Below are 22,376 nucleotides of genomic sequence, written 5' to 3'. Positions count from 1 at the left end.
CCCGCCGCCGTCCCCGAAGCCCACCCCGGCCCCGAAGCCGCCGCCCCCACCCGCCCCGGAGGTGTACCAGGTCAGCGAGCTGGCGTACTCGCTGTTCGGCGCCCACGCCGAGCCGGAAGTGGAGATGGGCCAGAGCAGTTGGGTCTGGCAGCGGACGAACGTGGCGATCGCCTCCACGCGGTACGCCCATGGGGTGACCGTGCACGCCCAGTCGTCGGTGACCATCCGGCTGAACCGCCCGTGCACGCGCTACGACGCCATGGTCGGGGTCGACGACCTGACGATGGGGCTCGGCGCGGTCCGCTTCTCCGTGTTCGACGGGGACGGGGCGCGGCTGTGGCGCTCCCCCGTGATGCGGGGTGGCGATCCCGCCGTCCCGGTGAGCGTCTCCCTCGCCGGGCAGTCCTCGATCCGGCTCGTCGTGGAGCCGGATTCACCGTTCGGCGGGGTGGCGTTGGCCGACTGGGCGGAGTCCCGGATCAGCTGCGCCTGAGGCTCCCTGTCCGGATCTCCCCGGCGGGGCGTTCCGGTCAGGGCTGGAGCGTACGCCTGGCCGGGATCACTCCGCCCGCCACCGCGCGCTGGCGCGGGGCCGCCGTGCCCGTCCAGCAAGTGCCCCGGCGGGTCACCAGGCGGCGCAGCCACAACTCCGTGGAGGCCAGGTCCGCCAGGCCGTCCAGCGGCAGCGGCTCCCCCTCGGACGCGGCGCGCAGGGCCTTGCGGACCACGCGCGCCTCGACCAGGCCCGCGTCCGCGAGCAGCGGGGCGTCGAACAGGGCCATCAGCTCGGGCAGCGCGGTGCGCAGGCCGGTGCGGGTGACCGCGGTGGAGGTGGCCTGGGAGGGCGTGCCCCAGCCGGGCGGCAGGTCCTGGATGCCCGCCCCGCCGAGCACCCGGCGCAGGATCGCGGCCCGTGCGCCGGGCTGGACGCGGAGCGACTCGGGCAGGGCGCGGGCCGCCCGGACGACCTGGTTGTCGAGGAACGGGGCGTGCAGGCGCTGGCTGCGGATCTCCGCGGCCTGCTCCAGGATGCGGTGGTCGGCCGCTCCCCGGGCCAGGGCCGCGCGGGCCCGGGCCTCACCGGGGCGCTGCACGGACGCCGGGCGGATCGCAGCCTCCTGGAGACGAACCGATACTTCGGCCAGCGCCTCCCCCGTCAGCCAGCGCGCCGCGGGCCCCGGGCGCGACCAGGCGAGGGCGGCGAGCGAGGCGTCGGCGGGGGTGGCGAGGCCGGGGGCGTAGCGGTTGGCGTCGGGCAGGCGTCCGGCGGCGTACTCCAGGCCGGTGCGGTACGACGTACGGGCCAGGCGGCGGGCGGCCCGGTAGACCGTCAGCGGGACGAACAGGGAGTGCGCCGTGGGGCCTTCGGCCTTGGTGAGGGCGGCGACGGGGCGCAGGAGGTGGCGGCGGCGCCGGTCCATCAGGAGGTCGGCGAGGCGGGCCGGGTGCGCGTCCAGGACCTGCCGGGCCCCGTGCCCGACGAGGTGGTCGGCGCTGCCCGCGGAGAGGCGGCGGCGGTGGCGCTCTGCGAGGACGAGGGAGGGGGCCGGTTCGTCGGTGAGCGGGCCGGCACCCAACGAGGCGTACGGCAGGGCCTCTTCGCCCGCCGCGACGACCACGTGGTGCAGGCGCGGGTTGGCGGCGATGGCGCGGGCCCGCTCCAGCTCGTCCTCGTTGCCTCGGGTGGTGAGGTCGTTGAAGGTGACGGCGAGCAGCCGCTCCCCCGCGCCGGTGCCGTGGCCGAGGGGGGTACCGGGCAGTCCGGGCAGCCCGGCGGCGAGCAGGGCCAGGGTGGCGGAGGCGCTGCCTCCGGAGAGGTCGGCGCCGATGCCCGCCACCGGGGCGCCCCGGGCCGCGCGGCGGTCGGCGGGGCCCATGCCCGGGACCGGCCCCGGGTCCGGCGGCAGGGTTCCCGGAGCGTGGCGCGGGGCCGTGAGCCGGGCGCGTACCGCTTCGACGAGCGCGTCCCGTACGCCCTCCACCGCGTGCACCGGGTCGGCCTGGGGTGCGGCGACGGCGAGCGAGGCGACGGCTTCGTAGCCGGTGATCTCCCGCGAGCCCTCCCGCAGGATGAGCGCGTGACCGGGCGGGACCCTCTTCACGCCGACGTAGGGCGTGCCGTCGCCGAGGGCCTCGGGGGTTTCCGGGCAGGCGAGCAGGGCGGCGAGGTGCCCGATGTCGAGCTGGGCCTCGATGAGGTCGGCGAGCGGCAGGGCGGCGGTGGCGTAGGCGGTGCCGCCCGCCCAGGGGGTGTGGAAGACGGGCCGGGCTCCGGCCAGGTCACCCGCGACGGTGATGCGGCGGCCGATCTGCACGACGGCGGTGTAACTGCCGGGCCAGGCGGTGAGATGGCGCATCGCACCGCCGCGCGCGGCGAGGAGGCCGACGCGCAGCTGCTCGTCGGTGGCCCCGCAGCAGCCGAGGACGGCGAGACGGGCGGTGGGCGCGCCTTCGGGGGTCGCGACGCCGATGACGCGGATCTCGTCGGGGCGCCAGTCGCCGACCGCCCACAGCGGATCCGGGTCTCCCCAGAGGAGTTGGGAGCCGACGGGGTGAACCGTGCGCCCCTCACCGCTGTTTCCGACGGCGCCGACGGTGCCGAAGCTCGCGGCGATACTGCTCCATCCCACCAACCAACGCATCGCCGCCTCCACAGGCTGTGGACAAACGGCGCACCTGCATGAACGAAACGCCGCTGCGGACATGCTGCCACGACAACGCCGCACGAGAGGGGGTACGGGCAGCGCACGCCGGAAGAGCATGCGCCCCTGGCAAAGGCCCGGCACGGCCCGCGTCACGACTTCGCCGCGCCTCACCGCGACTTCGCTGCGACCTTCACCGCGAGCACAGCAACGGAAGCGTATGTTCCGGGAGTTGTGACCCGCCGGACCCGACGGGCGAGGCGGCACCCCGGCGCCGCCCCGGCACGCTCCCAAAGAGAAGGGAACGGGCCGGCGCCGCCCGGAAACAGCGTCGATATCCGGCCATAGTCTGATCGTTGGCCAAACCCTCACCGGACCGTCGCTATTCGGCCATTCTCCTGAGGCGCCACCGCGCGCGCATACCGTGCCGCCCCCCCCTCGGCGCCCCCTCTCACGCACAGTCCGGGAGGTGGGCCTCACCTCCCGGACCGGTCCGCCGCCCGCGGGGAATGGAGCGGCGGTATCCCCCAGCCCACTGAGTCCAGTGCAGCGGGCCGACCCACGCAGGCCCCAGCCAAGCGCTCCACTGCGGGCCGGGCCAGAGCGCACGGCCGGGCGCACGGCCACACACCAGGAGCACGCCGCGCCCCGGCCCGCGCACCACCACCACGACCGCCCGCACCGCCCGCACGGACAACAATCCCGCCATCCGGACGTCTGCCCCTTAACGGTAGGGATAGGGAGAACTACGCTGTGTTTACTGGTGTTCTCGACAGGGGGGCATATTCCTCGGGGCTCGGCCACATGCGTGTGCAGGCGGAGTACGAGGGTTCGAACCTGGGGAGGCATCGGTACGAATGCCGCGCGCCGTCCTCGGTGACGCGGCGGCTGTCTGTGTGTCGAGGGGTGGCGCATGTCCAGGGAGCAACGCGGGCCGAACGAGAAACTCGGCACAGTTCTCGCCCTCGCGGGAATCAGTAACGCCGGGCTCGCCCGGCGGGTCAACGACCTCGGAGCACAGCGCGGTCTGACACTTCGCTACGACAAGACCTCGGTGGCCCGGTGGGTCGCCAAGGGGATGGTGCCGCAGGGCGCGGCGCCGCATCTCATCGCGGCGGCGATCGGGGCCAAACTCGGCCGGCCGGTCCCGCTGCACGAGATCGGTCTCGCCGACGCGGACCCCGCCCCGGAGGTCGGCCTCGCCTTCCCCCGGGACGTGGGCGAGGCCGTCAGATCGGCGACCGAGCTGTACCGACTGGATCTGGCCGGGCGCCGGGGCGGCGGCGGGATCTGGCAGTCGCTGGCCGGTTCGTTCGCGGTGAGCGCGTACGCGACCCCCGCCTCCCGCTGGCTGATAACCCCCGCCGATCCGTCGGTGGCCCGGGACCCGACGGCGGCACAGGCAACGGCTCCCGGCGCACGCGGCGGCGCCCCCGACGCCCCGCACGGACCGGGCTCCCGCGCGCCTGGGGCCGCTCCCGACAGCCGGGGCGCACACATCCTCCACACCGGGAGCGCCCCGGCCGCGCCCGGCTCCGTTCCCGTACAGCCGGGAGTTCCCCTGCAACCGGGAGTCCCGGTACAGCCGGGGCTCCCCGTAGCGGCGGGAGTCCCCGTACAGCCCGGGGGCCCTGTGCAGCCTGGAGTCCCCGTACAGCCCGGCCCTGAGTCCACGGACGCCTCGCCGCTGCGGGTCGGCCACAGCGATGTGACGAAGCTGCGCGAGGCGGCCCAGGACGCCCGGCGCTGGGACTCCAAGTACGGCGGCGGCGACTGGCGTTCCTCCATGGTCCCGGAGTGCTTACGCGTCGACGCGGCGCCGCTGCTCCTCGGCTCGTACACCGACGAGGTCGGCCGGGCCCTGTTCGGCGCGTCCGCCGAGCTGACGCGCCTCGCCGGGTGGATGGCCTTCGACACCGGCCAGCAGGAGGCCGCCCAGCGCTACTACATCCAGGCCCTGCGCCTGGCCCGCGCCGCCGCCGACGTCCCGCTCGGCGGCTATGTCCTCGCCTCGATGTCCCTCCAGGCGACCTACCGCGGCTTCGCCGACGAAGGGGTCGACCTCGCGCAGGCCGCCGTGGAGCGCAACCGGGGACTCGCCACCGCCCGCACGATGAGCTTCTTCCGGCTGGTGGAGGCCCGCGCCCATGCGAAGGCCGGCGACGCACCGGCCGCGGGGGCCGCGCTCAAGGGCGCCGAGAGCTGGCTGGAACGGTCCAGGACGGGCGACTCCGACCCCTCCTGGCTCGGCTTCTACGGCTACGACCGGTTCGCCGCGGACGCCGCCGAGTGCTACCGGGACCTGAAGGCCCCACGCCAGGTCCGCCGTTTCACCGAACAGGCCCTGTCCCGGCCGACCGAGGAGTTCGTCCGCAGCCACGGACTGCGGCTCGTCGTCTCCGCAGTCGCCGAGCTGGAGTCGGGCAACCTGGACGCGGCCTGCGCGGCGGGCACCCGCGCGGTGGAGGTGGCCGGACGGATCTCCTCGGCCCGCACCACGGAGTACGTCCGCGACCTGCTGCACCGCCTCGAACCGTACGGGGACGAGCCCCGCGTCGCCGAGCTGCGGGAGCGGGCCCGACCGCTGCTGGTGGCCCAGGGCTGAGCGGCCCGGGACCGAGCGGATCGGCCCGGGGCCGGTCCCAGGTCGGCCCGGGGCCGAGCGGGGATGCCGACCGGGGACCGGCCCGGGCGAAGTGTGCGCCACGCCCTGCCCACGACGGGTTTGAGCCCGTTGTCAGTGGGTCAGTGCACTATCGGGGTGGGAGGTGGCGTGATGATGACGCACGCGGCGTACGACTGCGATGTGCTGGTGATCGGCGGCGGGATCGTCGGTCTGTCGACCGCGTACGCGATCACGCGGTCCGCTCCGGGCACCCGGGTGACGGTCCTGGAGAAGGAGAGCGGCCCCGCCCGCCACCAGACCGGCCGCAACAGCGGCGTGATCCACAGCGGCATCTACTACCGCCCCGGTTCGCTCAAGGCGCGGTACGCGCTCCGCGGCTCCGCCGAGCTGGCGGACTTCTGCGCGGAGCACGGCATCGCGCACGCGGTGACCGGCAAGCTGATCGTGGCCACCGAGCGCTCCGAGCTGCCCCGGCTGCACGGCCTGGTCCAGCGCGGCCGCGAACACGGACTGCCCGTGCGGGAGCTGGGCCCGGCGCAGATCGCGGAGTACGAACCCGAGGTGCGGGGCCTCGCGGCGATCCGCGTCGGCACGACGGGCGTCTGCGACTTCACCGCCGTCGCCGCGCGCTTCGCGACCGAGGTCACCGCCGCCGGCGGCCTCGTGCGGTACGGCGCGGAGGTCACCGCCATGGACCGCCGCCCCTGGGGCGTCGCGGTGCGCACCGCTGAGGGCCTGGTCGTCCGGGCGCGGGTCCTGGTCAACTGCGCGGGACTCCACTGCGACCGGGTGGCCCGGCTCGCGGGCGACGACCCGGGGGTGCGGATCGTGCCGTTCCGGGGCGAGTACTACGCGCTGGCCCGCCCCGAGCTGGTGCGGGGCCTGGTCTACCCGGTGCCCGACCCGGCCTTCCCCTTCCTCGGCGTGCACCTCACCCGCGGTTTCGACGGCTCCGTCCACGTCGGCCCGAACGCCGTCCCCGCCCTCGCCCGCGAGGGGTATGCCTGGCCCGTGGTGCGCCCCGGCGAACTGCTGTCCACGCTGAGCTGGCCCGGCACCTGGCAGATCGCCCGCAGACACTGGCGCTACGGGGCGGGCGAGGTCCACCGCTCACTGTCCCGGTCCGCCTTCACCCGGGCCGTCCAGCGGCTGCTGCCCGCGGTGACCGAGGAGGACCTGCGCCCGTCACCCGCCGGAGTCCGGGCCCAGGCGGTGCTCAAGGACGGCACGCTGGTCGACGACTTCCTGATCCGGGAGGCCCCGCACACCGTCCATGTGCTCAACGCCCCGTCACCGGCGGCGACGGCGTCCCTGCCCATCGGACGGGAGGTCGCGCGGCGGGCGCTGCGCCGGGCACGGGAAACGGGGTGGAAGCCGCCCGCCGTAGAATCGGGGCATTGTGTCTGAGCAGCCCCTGAACCCCGCCCCCGGTGCGCCCGCCGAAGCCACGGCCGCGACGCCCGAGCACGCGCCCGCCGTCACCGCGCCCGCGACCGGCTCCACGGCAGCCGACGTGGCAGCCACCGAGGCCGAAGCCGCGGCCGACGGGGTGACCGCCGACGAAGCGGCCGCGCTGCGGGAGGCCTCCTTCGAGCGGCAGCGCAGGCTCCGCCAGGAGCCCCGCTTCCCCGGCGGCCCCGCAGCCGACCCCGCCGGCTCGCACCACGAGCGCCGGATCCGCAGCTTCCAGCCGCGCCGAAGCCGGGTCACGACCGGCCAGCAGGACGCCCTGGAGCGGCTGTGGCCCAAGTGGGGCCTGGACATCGACGGCAAGCGCGTCCTCGACCTGGACGAGCTGTTCGACGGGCTGCCCGTCGTCCTGGAGATCGGCTTCGGCATGGGCGAGGCCACCGCGCAGATGGCGGCCGACGACCCGGGCACCGGCATCCTCGCCGTCGACGTCCACACCCCGGGCCAGGGCAACCTGCTGGGCCTCGCGGACAAGGCGGGCTCGACCAACGTACGGGTGGCCAACGGTGACGCGGTCATCCTGCTGCGCGAGATGCTGGCCCCCGAGTGCCTCGACGGCCTGCGGGTCTACTTCCCCGACCCGTGGCCCAAGGCCCGGCACCACAAGCGGCGGCTGATCCAGCCCGCGTTCCTGGATCTGGTCGCCCCCCGGCTGAAGCCCGGCGCGATCGTCCACTGCGCGACGGACTGGGAGCCGTACGCCGAGCAGATGCTGGAGGTGCTCACCGCGCACCCCCGCTTCGAGAACACCGCGGCGGACGGCGGATACGCCCCGCGCCCGGCGTTCCGGCCGCTCACCCGCTTCGAGGGGCAGGGCCTGGACAAGGGGCACGTCGTCCACGACCTGCTGTTCGCCCGCATCTGACGCACACCGCCCACGATGGCCATATGGCCACGTCCTGGCCGGATGCGCCATCGCCGGGTGTCAGTGCCCCTCGTTAGGGTCGAATGGTGTCCGACCCTTCCGTGCAGCATCAGCAGGCGCGGCCGGCCGTTCCGGTCCTCCACGAGCAGCGGCTCGACGAGGTGCTGGGCGCCGTGCCGGAGCGTGGCCAGTGGCGATACCGGCCGCGCCACGTCGGCATGGTGTGGCGCAGCAGGACGTTCCGCGCCGGGGCCGTGATCCTGGCGCTCGTGCTGTGCGGGCTGGTGATCCTGGCCCTGGTCCGGGAGCAGACCGGCCCGGAAGGCTTCCTCGTCGGGCTCGGGCTGGCGGTGCTCCCGGTCCCCCTCCTGATGGCGGCGTTCCGCTGGCTGGACCGGGTCGAGCCCGGCCCCTGGCGGAATCTGCTCTTCTCCTTCGCCTGGGGCGCGTGCGCCGCCGCACTCGTCGCGATCATCGCCAACTCGTTCGCGACACGCTGGATAGCCACCGCGACGGCCGACCCGGCGAGCGCCGACACCCTGGGGGCGACGGTGATCGCCCCCATCGTCGAGGAGAGCGCGAAGGCGGCGGCCGTGCTGCTCATCTTCGTGTTCCGCAGACGGGAGTTCAGCGGGGTGGTGGACGGGATCGTGGTCGCCGGGTTCACCGCGACGGGCTTCGCGTTCACCGAGAACATCCTCTATCTGGGCAACGCCTTCGGCGAGGACCAGCTCCAGGGCAGTTCGGGGTTCGCCTCGGTGACGGTGGGGACGTTCTTCGTACGGATCGTGATGTCGCCGTTCGCGCACCCCCTGTTCACCGTCCTCACCGGCCTCGGCTTCGGCTTCGCGGCCGTGAGCGCCCGCCGCCACCGGGTCCGCCGGATCGCCCTGCCGCTGCTCGGCCTGCTTCTGGCGATGGGCCTGCACGCCCTGTGGAACGGCTCGGCGTCCTTCGGCCCGTACGGCTTCTACGCGGTGTACGGAATCGTCATGGTCCCGGCGTTCGGCCTGGTGACCTGGCTGGCGATCCATTCGCGCCAGCGGGAGCTGCGCACGCTCGCGGCCGAACTGCCCGCATACGCGGCGGCGGGCTGGCTCACCCCCGCCGAACCGCACGCGCTCTCCTCGATGCGGGCCCGCGGCATCGCCCGCGACCTGGCCCGCCACTGGCAGCGGGACCGGCTCCGGGGCCGGGCGGCGGCCCGCGCGGTCGCGGAGTACGAGTCGTTCGCGACGTCCCTGGCGGGCCTGCGCCGCCGGGCCCGGCACGGCGCGGCGGGCCCCGGCTTCGCCGCACGGGAACGGGAGCTGCTGCACCACCTCTGGCAGCGCCGTGACATCGCGGCACCGGCCCTCACCGAGGCCGCCCGCCTGACGACCCGCCCGCAGTACGCATACAGACACGTGCCCGGCCACGGCTACGGGCCCGGGCACGGATACGGCCACGGCTACGCGCCCGGATACGGGCATGGGCACGGCTACGCATACGGGCCCGGGCAGGGGCACGGCTACGCGTACGCACACGCCTACGGGCCCGGGTACGGAAACGAGTACCGGCAGCCCTGACGTCGGGGGGTGTGCGTCAGGGCTGCCGGGGTTCCGGGGTGAGGAGGAGGCTCAGACGGAGAGGCCCTTGCTGTTCAGCCAGGCCATCGGGTCCATCGCCGAGCCGCCCGCCGTACGAACCTCCAGGTGGAGGTGGACACCGGTCACGTTGCCGGTCGCGCCCATGCGGCCGATGGTGTCGCCGGTGGTGACCTTCTGGCCGACCGAGACGTCGATCGAGGACTGGTGGGCGTACCAGATCTCGGTGCCGTCCTCCAGTTCGAGCACCGTGCGGTAGCCGTACGAACCGGACCAGCCGGCCGACTTGATCGTGCCGCTGTGCACGGCCTTGAGCGGCGTGCCGGTCGCCCCGGCGAGGTCGAGGCCGGTGTGCTGACCGGAGGACCAGAGCGCGCCGGACTGGCCGTAGGTCGAGGTGACCGTGTACGAGGAGGTGGGCAGGGAGTAGCTGGCGGCGAGCTTGGCGAGGCGCTCGGCCTCCGCCTTCTTCTTCGCCGCTTCCTCCGCCGCCTTCTTCTCGGCGGCGGCCTTGGCCTCGGCCTCGTCCTGCTGCTTCTTCGCCTCGGCGGCCGCCTTCTCTGCCGCGGCCTTCTCGGCGGCGGCCTTGGCCTCGGCATCCGCGCTGGCCTGCTGCTGCTCGGCCTGCTGGAGGATCCGGGCGCGCAGGGCCTCGCCCGCGTCGGTGGCGCCCTGCTCGGCCTCGGCGCTGGTGAGCCCCGCGGAGGTGAGCGGCGCTGCCGCGGCGACCGGGGCGGCCTCCACGTCGTCCGACATGAAGGACCCGACGCCGGGAAGGGACTTGGCGTCGGGAAGGTTGTCCGCGATGGAATCGGGAAGAGAGATGGAGACGGGTGCCTTGTCCTGAGCGGTGGCCATGCCCCCCGCTCCGACGGCCGCTATGACGCCGACCCCGAGGACGGTGGAGCTACGGGCCAGACCACGCTGCTTGGCTACGCGGTGCCTGCCGCGCACGGGCCGGATGGACTCCTCGGTGGGATTCCACTCCCCCACGGACCGCTCCGCGCCACCGAAGGTGTCGGCACTGAAGGGTGACGGGGCCTCAGGGGCAGGCTTGTTGGACGCCACGTGGGCGCACTCCTTTCCTTCCTTCTCGCCTACCGGGTTAGCTGACGGGTTCGGAGCAGGAAGGTCTCCTACGGGCCCCTCCGTCTCTCACGAGACGCAGGCGTCCGATTCACCCCATGTAGGTGGTTCCCCGGTTCCCTTGCGGGATTCGGCGCTCGCGCGCGGCGCCGTCCTGACGACGGCTGGGACGACCGCGCTGCGTTATCGAACGTTAATAGACACACGGTCCCGATTCCAAGCTGTTCCTGCTAATCATTAACGAACTCGACGGGGACTTACAGGGCAGAAGTGGGCTAAATCAGGCGACTTGACCGCGCCTCAGCCGCACCCCTCTTTCTGACGTTGCGTCAAATGTTATGCGGAGCGACGCGCTTCAGTTACGTACCGTGTCATCGCCCCGCCCCACGATCTTCACCGTCGTCCGCCGCTCCGGCTGCCCCTCCGCCGGCCGGCCCACCGCGAGCAGCGCCATGTCGTCCGTGGTCCGCCCCCCGGTGTGCAGCCGTACGTCGTCGGTGAGCGCCGACAGCAGCTCCTCGGGACCGGGGAAGATCCGGCCGCGCAGCCGGGCCGCGGGATCGTAGAAGACCCCGTTCGCGTCCCGGGCCTCGGACAGGCCGTCGGTGAAGGCGAGGAGGGTGGCGCCGGCGGGCATCGCCCACTCGTCGGACCGGTCCGGCCACACCCCCAGGTCCATCCCCAGCGGCAGCGCGGGCACGGAGGGCGCGAGCACCTCCAGGGCGCCGTCCGCGTGCAGCAGGACCGGCTCGGGATGCCCCCGGTTGACCAGCCGCACGATGGCCGAACCGGGCGGGATCTCGGCCAGTACGGCGGTGATGAACCCCTCCATGGCATCCAGCCCGTACCGACGCGTCCCCTCCCGCGCCAGCGCCCGCTCCAGCCGCTGGGCGACGCCCTCCAGGGACCTCTCCTGCTCGGCGGCCTCCCGGAACGCCCCGATGATCACCGCCACCGTCTCGACGGCACCCAGCCCCTTGCCGCGCACGTCGCCGACGACCAGACGGACGCCGTACGGGGTGTCCGCGACGGCGAACAGGTCACCGCCCACGAACTCGTCCGCCTGGGCCGCCTCGTACCGCGCGGCCACCTGGAGCCCGCCGATCCGCTCGGCCGGTGTCGGCAGGACGGCGCGCATCGCGGTCTCCGCGATGACCCGTGCCGAGGCCAGCTGCTCGTTGCTGCGCCGCACGACCCCGTTGATGACGAGGGCGAGCACCGCGGCGGTCAGCACGGTGATGGTCTCGATGACCGGGACCACCTGGGTGGACGTCCCGTCGGAGAGCCGCATCGCGATGACGGACAGGAGCGAGGCGATGCCGGTACGGACGGTCCGGGACCGGGAGAAGAACGGCGCGGCGATCAGCGGCGCCGCCACGAACAGGGGAACGGCGGTGAAGTTGGGCGGAGCCAACGAGTCGAACAGCAGCCCGCCGACGATCAGGAGCGCGGGCAGCAGCCGGACGAACCGCCGGGTGCCCCTGCCACCGGGCGTCACCGCCCCGTCCGGGGACCCGAGCACGGCGCGGCTCAGGCCACCGGCGCTCCCGGCCACGCGCCCACGCCGCTCCTCGGCCAACCCCACCTGTGCACTCCTGCCCGGTCCACCCACGGCTGCGGACGGTACCGCGCCCCGTCCAGGCTTCCCGGAGCCGCGCCGGGCGGCGACTCCTCATCGGCCAAATAGGGGGAAGCCGGACGAGGACCGGCCATCGGTGACCGATACGGCCGACGGCCGGCCAGGCGGTCCAAGCCCACTCAGCCGTCCCAGGCCGCCCCCCAGTCGGCCCAGCCCGCTCAGCCGGCCCGGCCCGCCCAGCCCCCTCCCAGCCGGCTCAGCCCGCCCAGGGCGCTTGGCCCGCCCCGTCGGCTCAGTCGGAGAGCGAGCGCTCCGCGTAGACGGTCAGCGCGTCCCGTACGAGGGTGACGGTGTCATCCGCGTGGCGGTCGTAGTTCTGCGCGAAGCGCGGATCGGCGACGTACATCTCGGCGAGCCCGATCACGTACGAACGGCTCGGCTCCCTCGTCGTCGCCAGCCAGGCGCAGTGCCGCCGCGCGATGTCCTGCGCCTCCTCGCTGTCCGGGGCGAGCCCGGCCTCCTTGGCCCGCCCCCAGTCGCGCGCGATGGCCTCCTGCTCGTCCTGGAACGCCTTCTTCTCCGTCGCCCCGAGCGAACGCCACCACCGGTCGCCCTCCTCGTACGCCTTCCGGCCCCAGCGCTCGGTCACCTCCTGCTCGTGGACGGTGTGGTCGAACCCGTCGAACACTTCATCAGCCATGAGTTCCATCCCCTCCCGGGTCTTGTGGAGAGTGGTCCGCACCGAGGCGATCTGCCGCCCGATGCGCGCCTGCTCCTGTTCGAGCAGCCGCAGATGCGCCCGCAGCGCCACCGCCGTGTCCCGCTGCCCCTCCAGTACGTCCTTGATGGCGGGCAACGACAGCCCGAGCTCACGCAGCAGCAGAATGCGCTGCAACCGGACGAGGGCGTCCTGGTCGTAGTAGCGGTAGCCGTTGCTCCCGACCCGGCTCGGCGTGAGGAGACCGAGGTCTCCGTAGTGCCGGAGCGTGCGGCTCGTGGTGCCGGCTTTTCTGGCGATTTCCTGGATGGACCACTCCATGCCGGAAACGCTAGATCTTTACGCTGCGTCAAGGTCAAGCGTCCCGGGCCGGGCGGTTCGGTGCCGTTCCCCGGAAACGACTCAGGCCCGGCACGCTGTGCGCGTGCCGGGCCTGGATCTTCAGTAGCGGGGACAGGATTTGAACCTGCGACCTCTGGGTTATGAGCCCAGCGAGCTACCGAGCTGCTCCACCCCGCGTCGGTAAACACCACTCTACGGCATACGGGGAGCGCACTCGACCACCTGCCGCTCTGTCGCCTGCCTCCGCCGGCCGACCGGCTCCGCCCTCCGCGGCACACAGCAGAAGGACCGCGGCGAAGGGCACGTCCAGGGCTTTCCGGGCAGCGTGGGCCGCCTCTTCCAACTGCGAGCCATGCGGGGGCGATACGAGGCATCGTCCGCCTACAGCAGACCCCGCCCGGAGGCACTCCAGGGGCGGGGTCCGAAAGGTAGGCCGTGTGGGACTCGAACCCACAACCAACGGATTAAAAGCTCACTCGGGATCATGACGCCCTGTGCTGCGTCATGACATGAAATCCCGTTTTCGCAGATCAGAGTACATGTCATCGTCCGGCCGCTCATGCCCGGTGATGCACCGTCCAAAGGCGTCCGCGCTCCCTTTGCGCTCCCCCAGTCTCCTCCGGTGACGCTGCAGCCCCGGACAGCGACCTCAGCTGGAAGGCTCAAGCGATGTTGTCAGCTTTGGACAACACCAGCAACTGCCCTCCACTACGCATCGGCTTACTCCAAGAACCGACTGGGCCGACCCGACCACGTGATCGACAGCTGTTCCCGGGCACGGGTCGCCGAGACGAAGAGCAGCGACTGCTCACGGCGCAGGTCGGCGGCGTTCTGCAGCTTGTCTTCGGTCTCCGGGGTGAGGGCGGTGGGCAGCGGCATGTTCTGCGCGCCGGCCCCGACGACCGCGACGGCTCGGTACTCGAGGCCCTTGATGCGGTGCATGGTCATGACCTGGACGCCCTGGTCAGGTTCGGGGACGCGGGAGTCCTCGACCTTCACGGCCGCGAGCCTGGCCTCGCGCAGGGCTTGAAGGGCGGCGTCGGCGATCGCGTGGGTTCGGGCCACTACCGCGATCTCATGCGGCTTGATTCCCTCCCGCTGCCATCCGTCGACGCGCTGCGCCAGCGCCTTCATCTCTGCGCCGGGGGTCCGGTACGCCTTCGTCTCAGGGGTGGAGCCCGAGAGGACGGAGCGGTATCCGCGCAGCTGCTCGGGGTTCCCGTCGAGGTCGTCGAAGTCCGTGTTTCCGAGCAGGTTCAGAGAGGCGGCGAGGATCTGCCGGGTGGTCCGGTAGTTGAGGGTGAGCCGGCGGGATCGGCCGCGGATGTTGATCCCGTGAGCGCTGAGAGATGTCCGATTGTCGTAGATCCTCTGGTGTGCGTCGCCCACGATGAAGAGGTCGTCGTCACCTTCGGGGACCAGGGCGCGCAGCAGCTTCCAGTGAGCCGCATGCAGGTCCTGCGCCTCATCCACGACGATGTGCCGGTACGGCCGCTCCTCGTCGGACCAGCCGGAGGCGATCCGGGCCGCCTGGGCGGCCAGCTGGATGACGCCGGCGGCCTTCTCGCGGTCGAGTCTGCGCTCGAATTCCTCAATAAGGGTCCAGACTTGGGCGCGCTCGGGCCGGTTCAGCCGTCGGCCGCGGCCAGCCCGTCGAGCAGCGAAGTACTCGTCTCGGCTGCGGATGTCCTGGGCGAGGACGACCTGCTTCCATTCGGCGTCGAGGAAGCGGCCGTCAAAATGCGGTTCGGCCTGCTCCTGGGCGAGTTCGATCCAGCGGTTGAGGACGTCGCTGTCCTTGAGCCGACTGGGGGCCTCCGGACCGAAGGTCTCCTTCACCGTGCCGTAGGCGACCTTGTCGATGTTCCGGACATCGACCTTGGCCAGCAGCTGGGCTCCGCCAAGGTCCTTGAGCTGGGACTTGAGGAGGTTGGCGAGGTTGGTGGTGAAGGTGGTCAGAAGGATGGCCTGGCCAGGCGGCAGACGCTCGGCGAGGGCCTTGACCCTGTGCAGCGCCACCACGGTCTTGCCGGTGCCGGGGCCTCCGGTGACGCGCGCAGGGCCCTTGTACGGGGTCTTCCGTTCAGCCAGGTTCCGCTGTGCAGGGTGGAGGAAGATCCGCCAGGCGGAGAGCGGCTCGGTCAGGATGCGCCCGAACTCGGCGATGTCGCCGGTGATCACAAACGCTTCCTTGGTGGCTGGACGCTCGATGGCGGAGTCGTAGTCCTGGGGATCGACCTCGTCTTCAGTTGCGGCAAGGGAGCTGACCTGTTCCCAGACTTCCTCGACGGACATGCCGTCGGCGAGACACAGGATCACGTCGCGGGCCAGCTTCGGCAGGGTCTCGACGATGCCGAGAACGGCGTCCTCGCTGTGGATCTCACGGAGTGCCGGGACGATCGAGGAGTGAACGCCGAGGCGTTCGAAGTCGGCGTCGGAGACGCCCTCGAAGAGCGCCGGCTTCTTGTCCGCCTTGCTATCCGCACTCTTCGACTGCCCGCTGAGGGTGCCGTACAGGCTGCCCAAATTGATCAGCTCGATACCACCTGTGACCTTGTTGATATCGAAGAGGATGTTCGCGGCGAAGTCGTACGCGTCGTCGTGCGGCAGGACGGCGACCAGGTAGTAGACGCGGTCGGCGTAGTGCATGAGCACGGCGCGGTAGTTGTCGGTGACGCGCGCGGTGCGGACTCTCTTGTCCTTGGCGCCCTTCGGGGGCTTGAGGTTGAGGCCGTTGGAGTCGGGGTCACGCTGCATCTTCATGATGAACTGCAGCACGAGCGGTTGGACAGAGCCGTCCAGCGCGTCGTAGGACTTCCCGAAGACGTCCGCCATGATCACCTTGGCGCCGGACATCAGTTCCCCTCCAACTTCTTGATGAGCTCGGATACGTCCACGGCGCCGGCCTGGGCCACGTACCAGCCAGCGTTCTCGAACGCGACGTCCCGTGCCTCGTCCACATCGATGAAGATCGCGACCTTCTCATCCTCCCAGGCAAGCTCAGCCAGCAGCGCCTGGTCTCCGTACTCGTAGCCGACCTCGGGCACATCGATGCGTCCCTCGCGGGCTTCCTCGACCAGGGCGAGCAGGACGTGTTCGACCTTGCTCGATGCCCATTCGAGTGCCTCGGCCCACTGGGGCGGCAGTGCCGGAGGGGCCCCGCCTTCCGTGGGCAAAGCGCTGGTCAGCAACGCCACGGTGTGCGGGTCCACCTGGTCGCTGGTGGAGACTGCTACCTGGTGAAAGGAGCGCGGCAATTCGTCGCTGGCTGCAGGCTGGAGAAACTGCAGCAGGTTCGACCAGCGCAGCCAGTCCGTCCAACGGTTCTTGTGGTCGTCGTCGGCGACGGCCTCCGACCGATCGTCGAGCACCGTCAGCGCGGACCATGCGCGCATGTCCGGCCGTCCAGTCCGCGGTTCTGGCCGACGGTCCAGCAGGCCCATGATCCGTACCTGGCCGGTGGTGCGGGCCTCGATCCCGAACGCCTCCGCGGTCCCAGGTGCGGCAGGCAGATCCGCGCCGCGCAGGATGTCATGAAGCGCTCGCCCGATCTCCTCGCGGTCCACGGGCTGCGGCTGTGCCACCGCTCCGAAGCCGCCCAGCAGGCCGGCTGCTCGCCTCGCCCACTTGGCCCGATCGGGATCCGTGAGGAACTCCAGCAGCGTCTCCACCGGATTGCGCAGCACGGGGTCGAGGGTGTCGTCAGGTCGGGCCTCGCCGACCAGGCTCTGGTGGATCTGGCGGGCTCGCCCGAGCGCTTGTTCTGCGTGCAGGGGCGAAGCCGGGGTGCGCACCTTCTGCCCCTGAACCGCGCCGCCGACCGCCGTCGCCCACGCCATCACGTCGCCCCAGGTCAGTTGCCAGACCAGGATTCCCTCGGCTCGGAGAGCCGCCCGCTTGGCCGCGTCGTCGGCGATGCTGTTGACGCGCTCGCTGGCGTGGAAGGCAAATCCGTCAAGGAAGACAGCGACACGTTCGCTAGGGCCATCAGTGCGTTCCAGGAGGAAGTCGGGTTCGCAGCGCACGGCCGTGTCCATCCGCACGTGATCCCGCATGCGCCAGCGCGTGGCTGTATCCCCTCTCATGAAACGCAGCTCGTGCTCGATGCCGCGCTGGCCGGCCTTGGCGGTGACCGAGCCGTCCTCCTCCTCGCGGCGTCCCCAGGTGATGAGCGTGCGGACGAACCGGTCCTCCAGCTCGCTGTCGACCAGTTGGTCGATGCGGACGCCGGAGAGCGTGTCTACGCGCTCGACGTCCCAGTCCTTGAGGATCTCGTCCAGGAGTTCCTTCGCGATGCGAAGGGAGACGTGCGGGTGCTCACTGCTGGAGACATAGGGCAGCAGGCAGCGGTGGCAGGGAGTTCGCTGTCCCTCCTTGTGGCAGGGGCAGTCCCGGAGAGCTGTCTGGGCAAGGCTCAGGACGCGGTGCAGCACCTTCGGGTCCGCGAGGTGTTCAAGGTAGCCGGTGCCGCCGGGCATGGAGTCGTGCAAGACGAGGAAGCGCCTACGTAGCTCCCGGCTGTCCCCAGGCATGCTGTCGGTAACTACGCGAATGTGGTCGGGGGCTCCGCCGAAGTGCTTCGTGATGCCCAGTAGCAGCGCCGCCTTGAAGGAGACCAAGCGCTCAGTGAGATCCATCGTGGAGACGGGCAGCAGGATACGCAGAGCCTGTGTGGTCAGCTCATGGGCCAGGACCAGTTTCTCGGTCGGCTCGTGGTTCACGCCGTCATCGCGGTGGGAGCACCAGTACGCGTGCCGGGTGCCGACGCGCTGAGCGGAGGGGTCCCAAGCCTGCGGGTGCACGCCTCTCACCGCCCCGCACTCCAGGCAGGTCTCGAATCCAGGAGCCTGAAGCTCGTCGCCGCGGATCACGTGGGTCGAGCCCGGTGCAGCGGACGGTCCCAGATTGATGGTGCGGATGGTCGCCACCCGGGCGAACTCGACGCCGAAGGGCGGGGCCTTCTCCACTGTCTTGCTGATGCGACGCCACGCCCTGAGCCCCTGGGCCTGGTCCTTATCGATGTCGACCAAGGTGATCACGTCGAACTGTCGGCGTTCGCGCTCGTCGCGCTCGTCGGTGAGGCGGGCGTCCTCCCGACGTTCACGCGCGAGGACCCGCTCGGGCACCAGTACCTTGTGCACGGCGCCGGGGTCGGCGATCTGTGGGGCCTTGCAGCGCGGGCAGGCGGTGACGTCGAGTCCGGTCTCCTCTGTTGCGACGAATCCGCACTCAGGGCAGAACCGCCACAGTGCGTAGGCGTCCTCGCCACCGCCGGTTCCGGTGCCGAGGTCCACGCCGTTGACGATGAACTTGAAACCGTCGGTGTGGAAGATGTTGCCAGGGGCGAGTTCGGTGAGCGCGAGGCGTGAGCCTCGCCCGTAGTCGGTGGAGCTCTCGTCGAACTCGCCGTCGCTGTCGCGCCACCACAAGGTGGCGTCGAGGACGGTCGCGTCATCGTGGAGGGTGTAGTTGGGCAGGAGGCCCAGCCGCACGAGGGCGTTGATCGAGTTCTCCGCGACGAGGTCATCTCGGCGTTTACGTACGGTCCGCTGCTCGGCGAACAGCTGGCGCCGCTGCTTGTCACGTTCCGGATCCCCCGACGCTGATGCGAGGGCGTCGAAGGCCCGGCCGATCTGCCGCATCCTCGCGCGCAGGGCGGCCACCCGCTTGTTCCACGCGCTCGCGGCGGCCCCGACGGCCACCTCCAACTCCTGTGCCGCAAAGGACTCCACGCCCTGGCGTGCGGCCGGGCTCATCGCCGGGAAGAGCTTGATGAATGCCTGGGACAGCTCGGCGTGGCGGGCGCTGGCGACGTCGAGGAAGCGGCGGAACCATCCATCTTCGGCCAGCCCCTGCCCGAACAGCTCACCGATACGCGGGGGCATGGGACGCTCGGGGATCACCGTGCCTTCCCACAGGCTCCGGTCGGCGGCGCGGTCGAAGAGGAAGGCCAGGTACTGGCGTCGAAGGATCTCGGAGGCGTCCAGGTAGCAGTCCGGCGGAATGATCCTGCCCGCCAGCATCTGCTCCGGGGTGTGCAGGTAGTAGTGGCTGCGGGCGCCCCGCGGGACGAACGTGACCGCTAGGGAGTTGCCAGTGCTGCGTCCCGCCCGGCCGATCCGCTGTGCATAGTTGGCCGGCCCGGGCGGCATCGAGGCGAGTAGCACTGCCGAGAGGTCGCCGATGTCGATGCCGAGTTCGAGTGTGGGTGTGCAGGTGAGCACGTTCGGGTCGAAGGCCGATGCCCGATTCTTGAACGCGGCCTCGACTCGCTCGCGCCGCTCCCGGCTCAGTGCCCCCGTGTGCTCGGCAGTCAGCACGTCGCCGGGCCGGTCGAAGGTGTAGAGCCGTCGGTAGTAGTCGGATGTGTAGTCGCGGTCGTCCTCGACGAAGTGCCCCGAGCAGCGGAACCGCAGGCACGCGGTGCCCAGCCACTGCGCGCGCCGCCCCGGCGGTACGGTCTGCCGCCAGGTGCAGGTGTCGCAGCGTACGCCGCACGCGTTGACACCGTCCTCGTCGGAGGAGGCGCTGTCGTCGATGCGGTACACGATCACATTGCGCGGCTTGAGTGCGTAGACGAGCGCCCCACCTTCGGCGTGGTAGGTGGCCAGGATCTCTCGCTGTGCGAGCAAGTTCATAGCCAGCTCAGTGACCGCGCGGGCCTCGCGCCGGTCACAGCCAAGTGTGCGGTGCCCCCAGTCCGCGAACCACGTGTTGTCCCGGGTCAGCGAGTCGAAGCCGGTGGTGCGTACGCCGCCGGCTACCGGGAAGGCGGGTGCAGCGAGCCCACGTGGGAAGGCCGGCATGCCGGTGGGCCTTCCGCCCCAGATCGGCCAGCGCCTCGCACCGGCCTGGCGGATGTACTCCTGCAGCCAGGGGTGAAACAGCGCGCCGCGCAGCCGCAGCCGCTCCACCAGACCACGCAGGAAGACCTCGTACGCCGCGTCATCCGTTGGCAGGGAGATCTGCCCGGGAAGACGCTGATGCCGCTCCCGCAACTCCGCGCACAGCTCCGGGAGGCCCTTGAGGTCGACCTCGGCGGCGGCCGTGCGAGTCAGTTCCAGGGTGCGGCCCAGACGCGAGCGCAGGCCGAACTCCAGGAGGGTCTGGAAGACCAGGCGGCTGTGGAGCATCTCCGCGCCGGCGTCGCTGAAGTCGTCCGACTCGTCGAGGAGGGTCCGGATGTCCGGGTTCTCGCGCAGGTCAGGTGGGACGATCGAGGCGAGTTCCTCACGCTCCCCCCCACCAGCGGCCATGACAACGGCCTCAGCGGCATCGGCCGCGAGATCGTGCACGGCGATCGGCTGTCCCGGGACAAGGTGCTTGGTCAGCAGTCCGCGGAGGGTGAACCCGAAGCTGCGGTTCGCGATGAACGCAGCCCGGTGTGTGGCGTCCTGCACCGCGTCGGTGAACACCAGCAGCTTCCGCTCGCTCTTGGCGAGCCCCCGCTCCGAGAACAGCTGCGTCGTAGTGACCGACGCGAGAGTGGCCGTGCCCGCGCCGAGGAACCGCATGCCGTCGTCGAGACCGCACGAGGGGCACTCCTCATCGGCGCCGACGGCCAACGGCCCCTGGGGGGTGATCACCGCGACAGTGTCCTCAGCCGGGTTGGTCAACAGCCGTTCGTTTTCCGCGTGCAGGTGCAGCACCGGGTATTCGTCCGGGCGAGCACGCAGCATCCAGCGCACCGGCCGCTTCTTCTGCGCGGAAGCCTTGTAGATGTCCAGCGTGTTCGTCTTGAGCTGCTGCCACTCCAGTTCGGTGGACAAGGCAGCCCAGCCCGACCGGCCGCAGTGACGGCAGTAGACCGCCGGAAGGTGACGCCTGTACGGCGGGCCCACAGGACGGCGCGACACGTCCTCCCGGTCGCCGATCTCACCCGCGCTGTCGACCTCCGTCGGCTGGTAGATGGCCAGATTGGCCGGGTTCGGCCGAGAGTCGCCCGTCGGGCCGTCGTCGTCGTACCAGCGGAAGTGCGGCTCAGCGGTCGCCGCCCGGATGACGCGCCGGACCTCGCGCACCCAAAGCTGCGCCTCAACACGCAGGAAAGGGACGGGCTTTCCCGTTTCGGGATGCGGAGTGCGAGCGTGAGAGATCAGCGCGAGGATCCGCGCGAACGCGAGTTCCACAAGGCGTGAGTCGCTTCGCGCGGCCTCGTCCCAGGCAGGGCCGCCGCCGCGCTGCGCGAACTCACGCGCGATGTCCGGGACCGTCACCGGGATGCTACCGGCAACGTCAAGGATGGCCTTGACCAGAATGTGCTGCTTCAACTTGGCGCCGATCCGCAGCGGGTCGGTGATCGGCTCGCCGAGCATGACCCGCGCCAGTTCCACGAGAGCCGCCTCGTCGTCGAGCGGGTCGGGAAGCGCCGCCAGATCAACGGGCGTCGGTGTGGGAAGGAGGAAGTCCGGTACGTCCACCACCTCACCAGGCAGCAGCCGGTCCTCGCCGATGAGCGCGGTGTCCAGGAAGGGCGTGCCGAAGACCTTCTCCGCGAACTCCAGCAGGAGTTCGCGGTCCGACCGCTCGGGCCCGGCCGCGACGGGGCCGTCGGGCACTCCACCGCCCAGCGTCGCCGACGTCGCCACCGGCGTGATGTCGCCGAGCGGAAGGCCCTCACGCGCCGCTCCGGTCGCCGCGCCGAGGCGGCGCAGCAGCATCGCCACATCGGTGCCCTGGGCACCGTCGTAAGTGTGGAACTCGTCGAGGACGACATACGCCAAGGTGCCGGACTGCCACAGCGGAACATCCGGGATCCGCTGCAGCAGGAGATCCAGCATCTTGTAGTTCGTGAGCAGGATGTCCGGCGGATCCGCTCGGATCGCGTCCCGATCGATGATCAGCTTCGTGACGGTCGGGTCTCCGGCGAGGGAGGTCGATCCGGTGTCGCGGCCGTACGAGCCAGGCTCGTTGTCATCTTCGTCAGAGCCCGACCGGGGCCCGGAGGCCCCACCGATGTAGATACCTGCTGTGACGTCCTTCAGCGCCTCCTCGGAGGCGAGGTACTCGTCGATACGACGGGCCTGGTCATCGGCCAGAGCATTCATCGGGTACAGCAGCAGAGCCTTCACGCCCCGCTGGCCGGCCGCCCGGGCCCGTGCGCAGTGGTCCAGGATCGGCACGAGGAACGACTCGGTCTTACCCGATCCGGTACCCGTGGTGACGATGGTGGGCTCGGGCTGACGCCCTGCCTTCGAGGACAGCCGCTGCCAGGCAGCAGCCTGGTGGGTGTACGGCGTGAGGCCCGTCGGGCTCCAGTCGAGCGCCTTCTCCCACCCCTTCGTAGCCTCCCGGAAGGGCGTACGAACCCGCAGATACGGCCCGCGGAACAGCCGACTCTCCGGCCTCTCCAGGAACGCGTCCAGCTCCTCGCGCACGTCGTCATCGGCAAGCGCGAAGCTCGTCGTCAGGTAGGTGGCCAGGGCTCGACGCAGGTCCTCGGCGACCAGAGAGGGCAGCATG

11 protein-coding genes, 1 tRNA gene and 1 riboswitch are annotated in these 22,376 nt (G+C 71.4%); of the genes, 5 read left to right on the top strand and 7 right to left on the bottom strand.

The window, feature by feature from the left end; translation table 11 throughout:
- The coding region (locus CIB93_RS16355) for an NPCBM/NEW2 domain-containing protein (RefSeq protein WP_179500137.1) at positions 1-493 on the top strand (493 nt) is incomplete at its 5' end.
- Between the two features lie 37 nt (positions 494-530).
- Here CIB93_RS16355 and CIB93_RS16350 read toward each other — a convergent pair.
- A complete protein-coding gene (locus CIB93_RS16350) occupies positions 531-2,642 on the bottom strand; it encodes an asparagine synthase-related protein (protein WP_107470962.1) in 2,112 nt (703 codons plus the stop codon).
- Positions 2,643-3,555: 913 nt separating this feature from the next.
- Between CIB93_RS16350 and CIB93_RS16345 the strand changes: the two genes are divergently transcribed.
- The 4 genes from CIB93_RS16345 to CIB93_RS16330 all read left to right on the top strand — a co-directional run bounded on the left by CIB93_RS16345 (position 3,556) and on the right by CIB93_RS16330 (position 9,171).
- Positions 3,556-5,247, top strand: a complete 1,692-nt coding sequence (locus tag CIB93_RS16345) for a sporulation protein (RefSeq protein ID WP_096627568.1) — start codon at positions 3,556-3,558, stop codon at positions 5,245-5,247.
- Between the two features lie 171 nt (positions 5,248-5,418).
- Positions 5,419-6,675, top strand: coding sequence for an L-2-hydroxyglutarate oxidase (gene lhgO / locus CIB93_RS16340; protein ID WP_096627567.1), 1,257 nt, complete (start codon positions 5,419-5,421; stop codon positions 6,673-6,675).
- Positions 6,668-7,603 carry a tRNA (guanosine(46)-N7)-methyltransferase TrmB gene (gene trmB / locus CIB93_RS16335; protein ID WP_096627566.1) on the top strand — a complete coding sequence of 312 codons (936 nt, stop codon included), beginning with the start codon at positions 6,668-6,670 and terminating at the stop codon, positions 7,601-7,603. The genes lhgO and trmB overlap by 8 nt, the downstream gene beginning before the upstream one ends.
- An 86-nt stretch (positions 7,604-7,689) precedes the next feature.
- Positions 7,690-9,171, top strand: a complete 1,482-nt coding sequence (locus CIB93_RS16330) for a PrsW family intramembrane metalloprotease (protein WP_096627572.1) — start codon at positions 7,690-7,692, stop codon at positions 9,169-9,171.
- A 51-nt stretch (positions 9,172-9,222) separates the two neighbouring features.
- On the opposite strand, the gene CIB93_RS16325 is transcribed toward CIB93_RS16330, so the two are convergent.
- The 6 genes from CIB93_RS16325 to CIB93_RS16300 all read right to left on the bottom strand — a co-directional run bounded on the left by CIB93_RS16325 (position 9,223) and on the right by CIB93_RS16300 (position 22,375).
- Positions 9,223-10,257 (bottom strand): M23 family metallopeptidase, encoded by a 1,035-nt coding sequence (locus CIB93_RS16325; RefSeq protein ID WP_096627565.1) that lies wholly within the window; start codon positions 10,255-10,257, stop codon positions 9,223-9,225.
- An 11-nt stretch (positions 10,258-10,268) separates the two neighbouring features.
- Positions 10,269-10,421: riboswitch (cyclic di-AMP (ydaO/yuaA leader) on the bottom strand.
- Positions 10,422-10,630: 209 nt separating this feature from the next.
- Positions 10,631-11,860, bottom strand: coding sequence for a PP2C family protein-serine/threonine phosphatase (locus CIB93_RS16320; protein WP_179500136.1), 1,230 nt, complete (start codon positions 11,858-11,860; stop codon positions 10,631-10,633).
- 286 nt (positions 11,861-12,146) lie between these two features.
- Entirely contained in the window at positions 12,147-12,893 is a 747-nt protein-coding gene (locus CIB93_RS16315) for a MerR family transcriptional regulator (RefSeq protein ID WP_096627564.1), read from the bottom strand.
- Positions 12,894-13,017: 124 nt separating this feature from the next.
- A tRNA-Met gene (locus tag CIB93_RS16310) sits at positions 13,018-13,091 on the bottom strand.
- 543 nt (positions 13,092-13,634) lie between these two features.
- Entirely contained in the window at positions 13,635-15,770 is a 2,136-nt protein-coding gene (locus tag CIB93_RS16305; protein ID WP_096627563.1) for a UvrD-helicase domain-containing protein, read from the bottom strand.
- Positions 15,770-22,375: a DEAD/DEAH box helicase gene (locus CIB93_RS16300; RefSeq protein ID WP_096627562.1), complete on the bottom strand. Its 6,606-nt coding sequence runs from the start codon at positions 22,373-22,375 to the stop codon at positions 15,770-15,772. The genes CIB93_RS16305 and CIB93_RS16300 overlap by 1 nt, the downstream gene beginning before the upstream one ends.
- Position 22,376 lies beyond the last annotated feature (1 nt).

The organism is Streptomyces sp. WZ.A104, assembly GCF_002382885.1.
GTDB lineage: Bacteria > Actinomycetota > Actinomycetes > Streptomycetales > Streptomycetaceae > Streptomyces.
Note: the sequence above shows the minus strand (reverse complement) of the source record. Positions and strands in the feature narration are given on the sequence as shown.

Bases quoted from the DNA above. Each gene is read 5' to 3' on its own strand.
- CIB93_RS16350 (WP_107470962.1), bottom strand. From the start codon at position 2,642: ATGCGTTGGTTGGTGGGATGGAGCAGTATCGCCGCGAGCTTCGGCACC.
- CIB93_RS16345 (WP_096627568.1), top strand. From the start codon at position 3,556: ATGTCCAGGGAGCAACGCGGGCCGAACGAGAAACTCGGCACAGTTCTC.
- lhgO (WP_096627567.1), top strand. From the start codon at position 5,419: ATGATGACGCACGCGGCGTACGACTGCGATGTGCTGGTGATCGGCGGC.
- CIB93_RS16315 (WP_096627564.1), bottom strand. From the start codon at position 12,893: ATGGAGTGGTCCATCCAGGAAATCGCCAGAAAAGCCGGCACCACGAGC.
- CIB93_RS16305 (WP_096627563.1), bottom strand. From the start codon at position 15,770: ATGTCCGGCGCCAAGGTGATCATGGCGGACGTCTTCGGGAAGTCCTAC.
- CIB93_RS16300 (WP_096627562.1), bottom strand. From the start codon at position 22,375: ATGCTGCCCTCTCTGGTCGCCGAGGACCTGCGTCGAGCCCTGGCCACC.